Origin of the sequence: Nioella sediminis (assembly GCF_001879695.1) — a bacterium.
In the GTDB taxonomy this organism is placed as follows: Bacteria; Pseudomonadota; Alphaproteobacteria; order Rhodobacterales; family Rhodobacteraceae; genus Nioella; species Nioella sediminis.
Genome location: NZ_MNBL01000013.1, coordinates 1 through 1,091, shown reverse-complemented (window position 1 = coordinate 1,091; position 1,091 = coordinate 1). Strand labels below are relative to the sequence as shown.

At 65.4% G+C, this 1,091-nt stretch carries 1 protein-coding gene; it reads left to right on the top strand.

The window, feature by feature from the left end; genetic code table 11:
* A partial coding sequence (fahA, locus tag BKY26_RS01070; RefSeq protein ID WP_071688553.1) for a fumarylacetoacetase occupies positions 1 to 1,075 on the top strand: 1,075 nt, incomplete at its 5' end.
* Positions 1,076 to 1,091 lie beyond the last annotated feature (16 nt).

The following is a 1,091-nucleotide window of genomic DNA, read 5'->3' as shown; positions in this document are numbered from 1 at the left end:
TCCGCCGGTCTTTTCGGACCCGTCGTGGAATGCCTTCATGGGGCTGGGGCCGGAAGGGTGGGCCGGGTTCCGGGGCGCGCTGATGGCCCTGCTGGCGCAGGGATCGACCCTGCGCCAGCGGGTGGAGCCTTTCCTGCATCCGATGGACGAGGCGCGGATGCACATGCCCTTCGCGGTGTCGGAATACACCGATTTCTACGCGGGCAAACATCACGCGATGAATGTGGGCACCATGTTCCGCGGACCGGAAAACGCCCTGCCGCCCAACTGGCTGCATATTCCCATCGGCTATAACGGGCGCGCGTCATCGGTCGTGGTTTCCGGCACCGATGTGCGCCGCCCCTGGGGGCAGTTGAAAGGGCCGGATATGGAAGCGCCGGTCTTTGCCCCCTGCAAGCGCTTCGATCTGGAACTGGAGATGGGGGCGATCGTCGGCGTTGCCTCCGACGGGCCGGTGACGGTGCAGGAGGCCGATGACATGATCTTCGGCTATGTGCTGCTGAACGATTGGTCGGCGCGTGACATTCAGGCCTGGGAATACCAGCCGCTCGGGCCGTTTCAGGCCAAGGCGACGGCCACCTCCATTTCCCCGTGGATCGTCACCAAGGCCGCGCTGGAGCCGTTCCGGGCCTCGACCCCCGAGCGCGAAAAAGAGCTGCTGCCACATCTGCGGGAACCGGGGCCGATGCTCTATGATATCGACCTGATGGTAACCTTGGCCCCTGCGCGGCAGGCCCCGAGCGTGATCGCGGAAACCAATTACCGGCAGATGTACTATTCCGCTGCGCAGCAACTGGCCCATCACACGACCTCCGGCTGCCCGATGCGGGTGGGGGATCTGCTTGGATCGGGAACGATCTCGGGGCCGGAGAAGGCGGAACGCGGGTCGCTTCTGGAGCTGAGCTGGGGCGGCAAGGAACCATTGACGCTGGATAGCGGCGAGGAGCGGTCCTTTCTGGAGGATGGCGATACGCTGACCTTGCTGGGGGCGGCGAAGGGCGATGGATATCGCATCGGCTTCGGGGCCTGCGCGGGCACCGTCCTGCCCGCGTTGACAGACCCCTACGGCCGGTAGCACAGCAGTTTCGCCC